The sequence below is a fragment of the Paenalcaligenes sp. genome (genome assembly GCF_030152715.1).
Taxonomy (GTDB): domain Bacteria; phylum Pseudomonadota; class Gammaproteobacteria; order Burkholderiales; family Burkholderiaceae_B; genus Paenalcaligenes; species Paenalcaligenes hermetiae.
Map to the genome: position 1 here is coordinate 22,402 of NZ_JASLIX010000113.1, position 8,774 is coordinate 31,175.

The following is an 8,774-nucleotide window of genomic DNA, read 5'->3' on the forward strand; positions in this document are numbered from 1 at the left end:
TATTTTTTATTTTAGTTTTACTTATGGATACAGCTGTCGTACTACTCCGTTCCCGCAGTTTTTTTGGAGCAAACATCGTTAATATCCCGGCTCTTTTTTTTATAAAAAAGTATCTAAAGGCCAAGGAGCTTCACGTTCTTTCTGATAAAAATCTAACTTATTTTTATAAACAAATTGCATGGATTGAAGGCCATGCCGAGCCAAAAAACTTTTGGCAAACCCTACGTAATATCCCAAACAATACGGATTTTATATACTCTATGCGCCCTAGTATGGACGGCGCTCCTTTTATTAAATATCTAAAAGGCATCCCTTTATCTGTAGGACTTAGTGTACGCTCCGCTTATTTAAATCGACTTTTTGATCATCACACTCCATGTGATACAGAGCAATATCGAGCTCTCACACACTTACAGCCTTTACTACATCTTCTTGCTATCGATACCTCCCCTCTTCTACTCTTACGTGAAGCTATGCTAAGTTTCGTTCAGGATACAAAACCTTCGAACAGTATTTGTATCATGCCTGGCGCAGGTGGCGGTGAACATAAAAAATGGGGAATAGAGAAATACTGGACAGTTATGCAGCAGCTTTATCTCGATTTTCCTCATATGAGTTTTCAAATAATATTAGGTCCCAATGAAAAGCAAGAAAAACAATTCCTCTTAGAGCATGCTCCAGCCTCTTTTCCTATGCATTTTCAGGAAAATTTATCCCTACCAGCTCTAATCACTATCGTAGAGAACAGTCGTTTAACTATTAGTAACGACTGTGGGCCATCACATATTAGTCAATGTTTAATTAAACCTTTTATAGGCCTATATTATCAATCTAATCCTGAGTGGTTTTTGCCTCACTCTCATAGTCAAATGCTCTGCCCACCAGATCTCAATATACAAAATATTCCAATCGAGCTTGTTATAAAAATAAGTCGTGATTTATTAAATAAAAATAATACCCCTTACGGCAAATAAGCTCTTTCATCCAGCCTTTAAAAAACCCGTACCACCATCGGTGATACGGGTTTGGCATAACAATCAGGCTACCAAAAACAGATTTACATGTTTTCGATCATGACATTACCAAAGTCAGAGCAGGAAACCTGAGTCGCGCCTTCCATGAGTCGGGCAAAGTCATAGGTGACTTTTTTGGACTGAATGGCTTTTTCCATGCTGCTGATGATCAAATCAGCGGCTTCTGTCCAGCCCATATGACGTAGCATCATTTCGGCCGATAAGATCAAAGAACCTGGGTTTACATAGTCTTTACCAGCGTACTTAGGTGCTGTACCGTGGGTGGCTTCGAACATGGCCACCGAGTCGGATAAGTTAGCGCCAGGAGCAATACCAATACCACCAACTTGAGCCGCTAATGCGTCAGAAATGTAATCACCGTTTAGGTTCAATGTCGCGATCACATCGTATTCAGCGGGACGTAACAAGATCTGCTGTAAGAACGCATCCGCAATGGAGTCTTTAACAACAATATCTTTGCCTGTTTTAGGATTTTTGAATTTGCACCATGGGCCGCCATCGATCAGCTCTGCGCCGAACTCGCTCATCGCTAGCTCGTAGCCCCAATCGCGGAAACCGCCTTCGGTGAATTTCATGATGTTGCCTTTGTGAACGAGCGTCACAGAGGAACGATCATTATCAATAGCGTACTGAATGGCTTTGCGCACCAAACGCTGCGTTCCCTCTTTGGATACGGGTTTAACACCAATACCAGAAGTGTTGGGGAAGCGGATTTTATTTACACCGAGTTCATTTTGCAAAAACTCGATCAATTTTTTAGCGTTCGCTGACTCGGCTTCGAATTCAATACCTGCATAGATGTCTTCAGAGTTTTCGCGGAAGATCACCATGTTGGTTTTTTCTGGCTCCTTAACGGGGGAAGGTACACCAGCAAAGTAACGCACGGGGCGTAGACATACGTACAGGTCAAGCTGCTGACGTAAAGCCACGTTTAAAGAGCGAATACCGCCACCTACGGGAGTGGTCAACGGGCCTTTGATGGACACAACGTAGTCTTTAACGGCGTCGAGGGTTTCTTCGGGCAACCAAACATCAGGACCATACACCTGCGTGGATTTTTCACCCGCATAGACTTCCATCCAGTGGATTTTCTTTTCGCCACCGTATGCTTTTTCGACAGCCGCATCCACGACCTTGATCATAACGGGGGAAATATCAACACCGGTACCATCACCCTCGATATAAGGAATGATAGGCTGATTGGGTACGTTTAAAGAGAAATCGGCATTTACCGTAATTTTTTCGCCCTGTGCAGGGACTTTAATATGCTGATAAGACATGGATGCTCCAATAGAGTGAACAGGGAAGATAAAACCTAGTGTTTTATCTGAGTCGTTAGTCTTATATAAGAGTTTAGCCTAAATCTGTACTAAAGACGAAAAAAGCCTGTGTTTTTATCACTAAATCGAGACAAAAACTTGGCCTCATAGAGAAAATTTTAAAAAAAGGTCACAAAACAAGACAAAGTGGCTTTAGCCATCTACCATAATGTTATGGATTTCATTTTGTGGATCTTTACATGTTTAACCCGTCTCGAGAACAAGTACGTCAATTTTTCATCGAAGCTTGGCAAAAATATCGCCAGAAGCAACTGGTGAGCCCATTAGAAAATATGGCGGTGCAGCTGATTCAACAGCACCCCGAATACCATGAGCTACTTGAAAAGCCAGAGGCGATCAATCAAGATTACACGGTAGAAAAAGGACAAACCAATCCGTTTTTACACCTATCTATGCACTTGGCTATTCAGGAACAAGTATCTATTGATCAACCCCCCGGCATTAAAGCCGCCTACGAGCGTCTTGCTGCTGCTCTTGACCCGCACGAGGCAAGCCATCGTATTATGGAGGCCTTAGGTGAAGTAATTTGGGAAGCGCAACGCTTAAATAAGCCATTGGATAACGAACGTTATCTTGAACTGATTTATCGTCATACTTCTATCTAATCAATACCTATGAGTCACTCTAATCGCTTTGAAGGCACCCGCCGTTACGTCGCTACAGACGACCTAAAAATGGCTGTTAACGCCGCCTTAACGCTACAACGCCCCTTACTTATCAAAGGTGAGCCTGGTACAGGAAAAACCCTCTTAGCCGAAGAGGTTGCCTCTGCATTAAACCGGCCTTTATTACAATGGCATATCAAGTCCACGACCAAAGCACAACAAGGTCTCTATGAGTACGATGCAGTTTCCCGCCTACGGGATTCACAGTTAGGTGATGAGCGGGTGCATCAGATCAGCAACTATATTGTAAAAGGTGCGCTTTGGGAGGCGTTTGAATCCCCTGAGCCCACTGTGGTGCTTATTGATGAAATTGATAAGGCAGATATTGAGTTTCCTAATGACTTACTACGCGAAATCGACAAAATGGAGTTTCATGTTTATGAAACCCAGCAGACGATCCGCGCGCAGCACCGGCCTTTAATTATCATCACCTCGAATAACGAAAAAGAACTCCCCGATGCGTTTTTACGGCGCTGCTTTTTCCATTACATTCGTTTTCCCGATGCCGACACGCTCAGCGCCATCGTTAAAGTCCACTTCCCGCAACTCGCCGATGACTTGCTACACGCTGCATTAGATACTTTTTATGCCTTGCGTAATGCACCAGGCTTAAAGAAAAAGCCATCCACATCGGAACTCTTGGACTGGTTACAACTGCTCCTTAGTCACGATGCCACACCAGAAAGCATCCGTCAGGCAGACCAAGCCACACCCCCTCTCATTGGTGCATTAATCAAAAATGAACAAGACCTATCGTTGCTAGAGCGCATTGCGCGCTACGGTCGTTAACCCCATGATGCTTATTCGGTTTTTTTATTTTTTACGTCAGCACCGCCTGCCTGTTTCGATTCAAGAGTTTATAACACTGATCGAAAGTCTATGTAGTTCTGCAGCAGCGCTTTCTATTGACGAATTCTACTACTTAGCCCGACTGGTATTAATCAAAGACGAAAGCCTATTCGACAAATATGATCGGGCTTTTGGCCAGTTTTATGGCTTGCTTAGCAAAGAGATCGCAGAGGGTCATACCATTCCCGCAGACTGGCTTATCAAAACCCTAGAGCGCCAACTTAGCGACGCCGAAAAAGCCGCTTTGGCGACTCATGATCTTGCCGAGCTCATTGAAAAATTTAAAAAAACCCTAGAAGAACAAAAGGAGCGTCATGCCGGTGGCAATAAATGGGTAGGCACAGGCGGCAGCTCCCCTTTTGGTCACGGCGGCTATCACCCCCAAAGCATTCGCGTTGGGGGGCCGTCTAAGGGCAATTTCACCGCCGTTAAAGTATGGGAAAAGCGCGAGTTTAGTGATTACGATGATCAGGTTGAACTAGGCACCCGAAATTTTAAAATGGCATTACGGCGCTTACGCCGCTTTGCACGTGAGGGAGCTGCAACCGAACTGGACTTGGATAAAACCATCCACCACACCGCCCAACAAGCCGGTCTGCTCGACATACAAATGCGTCCTGAGCGACGTAATACAATTAAAGTGCTTATGCTGCTTGACGTAGGTGGCAGCATGGATAGCCATATTCGACGCGTAGAGGAGCTATTTTCAGCGGCGCGTAGCGAATTCAAGCACTTAGAGGTTTTTTATTTTCATAACTGTCCTTATGAGTGGCTTTGGAAAAATAATCGCCGACGTTTTGATGAGCGCATTTCTACTTTAGATGTATTGAGTAAATACAATGAGGACTGGCGTGTCATTTTTGTCGGTGATGCCACCATGAGTCCCTTTGAAATCACTCATGTAGGGGGCTCGGTCGAGCATCATAATGAAGAACCTGGGCACCTTTGGTTACAGCGTTTTATAGAAACATGGCCTAAAACAGTCTGGCTAAACCCTACCAAGACCGAACGGTGGATGTATCATCAATCAGTGCTCATGATCCGACAACTGCTCCAAGACCGCATGTACCCGTTAACTGTGCATGGATTAGAGTCCGCCATGCAACAACTCTCGAAATAATTCCGACCCATAGGATGGCTATATGTTGACAGCATTTAAGTCTGTAGCGAAACAGGCTCACTACTTAAGCCTTATTGGTATTTTTTTATCGCCAACGATAGTATATGCCCTGCCTGCTGGTGTAGAACAAATCACCAGTGTCGAGGGTGTCACCGAATACCGATTAAAAAATGGCTTAAAAGTACTCTTTGCCCCTGACGCCTCACGCCCAAACACTACAGTTAATATGACCTATTTGGTTGGCTCCAGACATGAAAACTATGGGCAGACAGGCATGGCACACTTGTTGGAGCATATGCTTTTTCGTGGCACGCCCAGCATGCCAAATGCGCTTGGTGAGTTTTCTAAGCGGGGTTTAGCCGCTAATGGCACCACTTCTTTAGACCGCACTAACTACTATGCCACTTTTGCTGCTAACCCAGAAACCTTAAACTGGTACTTAGACTGGCAGGCCGATGTCATGGTCAACGCCAGTATCGCCAAAGCCGATCTGGATGCAGAAATGACCGTGGTGCGCAATGAAATGGAGCGTGGGGAAAACAGCCCATTTAGAGTCCTGATGCAGACCATGCAGTCTGCTGCATACCAGTGGCATAACTATGGCAAAAGCACCATTGGCGCACGCAGTGACGTAGAGCAGGTAGACATTGAACAACTACGCGCTTTTTACCGCCTTTATTATCAGCCCGATAATGCAGTGCTAATTGTCAGCGGACAGTTTGACGAAGAGCAAACCCTTGCTCACATTGCCAAGCAGTTTAACGCTATCCCTAAACCGGAAAGAGAGCTCCCCCCAGAATATACCGAAGAGCCAGTCCAACATGGCAGCAAAACCGTTATGGTGCGTCGTCAAGGCGGCTCCCCCATTGTGGCCGCGCAATATCATATTCCTGCGGAAGCAGACCCCCAATTTACTCCACTTAGCCTGGGTATTAGCGCTTTAGGTGATACTCCCTCGGGCTTACTGTATAAAAATCTGGTCGAAAAAAATCTAGCGACTAGTGTATTTAGTTATGCGGCTGGACTACGCCAACCGGGCTATGCGTTATTTTTAGCAGAGCTCAAAGACGATATGGATCCACAACAAGCGCTCACAACACTAAATCAAACCATTGAAGAACAAAATCAGGCGCTTAGCCAAGAGGACCTTGACCGTATTCGCAACCAATGGCTCAATGGCTGGTCTCAAACCTATGCCGACCCAGCTAGCCTTGCGGCAGCCCTATCAGAGAGTGCCGCCACCGGAGACTGGCGTTTATTTTTCTGGGCAAGAGACCAAGTTGAAAGTGTACAACTCGACCAAGTCAAAACCGCACTAAAAACCTGGCTAGTCGCAGACAACCGTACCAACGGTATTTATGAGCCTACCTCTGCCCTAGCTCGCGCTCCTAAAGCCAACACCCCCGACGTCGCGGCTTTACTGAGTGATTACAAGGGCAAAACGCATCAGAACTTAGCCGATGCTTTTGACCCTAGCCCAAACAATATTGACCACAGCACACAACGCGAAATCATCGAGCTAGACGATCAGCTAGGTATAGTACGCGTAGCACTGTTACCTAAACCCACCCGCGGCGATCGGGTTCATGCGAACCTAGCCATTCGCTTTGGGGATCCAGACAGCTTAAAAGGCAGCCGCACTATAGGTAGCGCTACGGCAAGCCTTTTAGCTCATGGCACTAAAAAATATAGTCGTCAGCAAATTGAAGACCGCTTTACTGAATTACAAGCCTCTGTCTACTTTAGTGGTGGACCAAACGGTGTCAATGTAGATATCGAAACGGTGGGCGATAATCTTGCACCCACTCTGGATTTGGTATTGGAGATATTACGAGAGGCCAATTTCCCCGAGAGCGAGCTGAATAAATACAAAGCCCAGCGCTTAACTCAAATTAATAACGCCAAGGCAGAACCTTCCGCCTTAGCCAATCTCACTTTAAGTCGACACCTAAACCCCTGGCCTAAAGATGATATTCGCTACACCCCAACCTTCGAGGAGTCGGCTCAATATGTTCAAAGCCTAAGCCAAGCGGATTTGCTCGCATTCCACGAGCGCTTTTATGGTGCCGGAGACATTCGCTTTAGTGCCACTGGCAGCTTTGACAGTGAAACTATCAAGCAACAACTTAAAAAAGGATTAAAGGGCTGGAAACGAGCACCTGACTATAAGCGTGCGGCAGACCCCTACCATGCCGTCAAAGCCGAGCATTTCACCATTAACACCCCCGATAAAGCCAATGCTTTCTATATCGAGACGCTCCCCTTAAAGCTCCAAGACTCCGAGCCCGATTTTGTTGCCTTGTATTTAGCCAACTATTTACTTGGTCAGTCGGAGACCTCGCGCTTGTGGAACCGAGTTCGCGTCTCTGAGGGGCTGTCTTATGATGTACGAAGCCGCCTACAAGTCTCCTCGTATGAGCCTTCAGCTAGCTGGACAATTTACGCTATCCATGCCCCTGAAAATTCCGCGAAGTTACAAGCCGTTATTCAAGAAGAGCTGGCAACAGTGCTCAAAGAGGGCTTCTCAGAGCAAGAGGTTCAAGAGGGCATCCATGCACTCCTACGCTACCGTCAGTTAGCTCGTAGTAATGACGCGGTGTTAACCAGCACATGGCAAAGCTATCTCGATTTGGAGCGCACCTTTGCTTGGTCAGCCCATATTGATGAAGCGTTGCAAAAGCTCACTGCTAAAGAAGTAAATGCGGTGGTCAAAAAATACTTGCAACCGACCGCTTTTAGCTCTGCACTAGGAGCAGACCAAAGCAAACAATAGCCCCATAAAAAAACCCTTTGGGGCATCTTAGCGCCCCAAAGGGAATCATTTCCTGGGTTTTCGCGCCAACGCGCGCTTAATGGGGGTTAGGAAAAAAAACTTTTCACCTTATCCGTCCATGACTGGCTTTTAGGCGAATGCTTATCCCCCCCGCCCGATAAAGACTCTTCGAACTGGCGCAAGATGGCTTTTTGCTCCTCGGTCAACCGCACAGGCGTTTCCACTTGAATATGACAATACAAGTCACCAGGATAGCTAGAACGTAGCCCTTTGATGCCCTTACCACGCAAACGAAACACTTTCCCTGCTTGCGTGCCTTCTGGAATAGAAATTTCACCCCGCCCGGTTAAGGTCGGTACCTCGACTTCCCCACCTAAGGCTGCCGTCGTAAAGGGGATGGTGAGCTCACAATGCAAATCATCGCCGTCACGCTGGAAAATCCCATGAGGTTTAATGTGAATTTCTACATATAAGTCACCAGGAGGCCCGCCATTAGCACCTGGCTCCCCATTTCCCGAAGAACGAATCCGCATGCCATCATCAATACCGGCTGGGATATTCACCTGCAAGGTTTTGGTTTTGCGTACGCGCCCAACCCCATCACATGAGGGGCAAGGGTCAGTAATTTCTTGACCAGTACCATGACACGTAGGACATGTTTGCTGCACGCTGAAAAAGCCCTGTTGCATGCGTACCGCACCAGCCCCATTACATGTGGTACATGTACGTGGTGATGTACCAGGCTTGGCGCCGCTGCCATGACACGTATCACAATTCTCCCAACTTGGTACTCGGATCTCAGTGTCAAAGCCTGTCGCAGCTTGCTCTAAGCTGATATCAAGCGAGTAACGGAGATCTGCACCACGCTGTACACGCGGACCGCCACCACCACGACGACCACCACCAAAAATATCGCCAAAAATATCGCCAAAGGCTTCAGCAAAGTCAGCACCACCCATGCCACCCATGCCGCCGCCCATGCCGCCCATCCCA

At 46.6% G+C, this 8,774-nt stretch carries 7 protein-coding genes; 5 read left to right on the forward strand and 2 right to left on the reverse strand.

Annotated elements, in window-relative coordinates:
* The first annotated feature begins 23 nt into the window (after positions 1-23).
* Positions 24-974 carry a glycosyltransferase family 9 protein gene (locus tag Q1V74_RS08960; RefSeq protein WP_300648272.1) on the forward strand — a complete coding sequence of 317 codons (951 nt, stop codon included), beginning with the start codon at positions 24-26 and terminating at the stop codon, positions 972-974.
* Positions 975-1,057: 83 nt separating this feature from the next.
* Here Q1V74_RS08960 and icd read toward each other — a convergent pair whose 3' ends face one another.
* Positions 1,058-2,314: an NADP-dependent isocitrate dehydrogenase gene (gene icd, locus Q1V74_RS08965; RefSeq protein WP_260649909.1), complete on the reverse strand. Its 1,257-nt coding sequence runs from the start codon at positions 2,312-2,314 to the stop codon at positions 1,058-1,060.
* Positions 2,315-2,553: 239 nt separating this feature from the next.
* On the opposite strand from icd, the gene Q1V74_RS08970 reads away from it, so the two are divergent.
* Genes Q1V74_RS08970 through Q1V74_RS08985 form a run of 4 tightly spaced genes read left to right on the forward strand, consistent with a single transcriptional unit; the run spans position 2,554 to position 7,781 of the window.
* The gene (locus Q1V74_RS08970; RefSeq protein WP_300648275.1) at positions 2,554-2,979 is read left to right on the forward strand and encodes a DUF1841 family protein; all 426 of its coding nucleotides are present in this window, start codon (positions 2,554-2,556) and stop codon (positions 2,977-2,979) included.
* A gap of 9 nt (positions 2,980-2,988) precedes the next feature.
* The gene (locus Q1V74_RS08975; protein ID WP_300648277.1) at positions 2,989-3,828 is read left to right on the forward strand and encodes a MoxR family ATPase; all 840 of its coding nucleotides are present in this window, start codon (positions 2,989-2,991) and stop codon (positions 3,826-3,828) included.
* Positions 3,829-3,835: 7 nt separating this feature from the next.
* Positions 3,836-5,008 carry a VWA domain-containing protein gene (locus Q1V74_RS08980; protein WP_300648285.1) on the forward strand — a complete coding sequence of 391 codons (1,173 nt, stop codon included), beginning with the start codon at positions 3,836-3,838 and terminating at the stop codon, positions 5,006-5,008.
* Between the two features lie 22 nt (positions 5,009-5,030).
* Entirely contained in the window at positions 5,031-7,781 is a 2,751-nt protein-coding gene (locus tag Q1V74_RS08985) for a pitrilysin family protein (RefSeq protein ID WP_300648279.1), read from the forward strand.
* Positions 7,782-7,867: 86 nt separating this feature from the next.
* On the opposite strand, the gene Q1V74_RS08990 is transcribed toward Q1V74_RS08985, so the two are convergent.
* A partial coding sequence (locus tag Q1V74_RS08990) for a molecular chaperone DnaJ (protein ID WP_300648281.1) occupies positions 7,868-8,774 on the reverse strand: 907 nt, incomplete at its 5' end.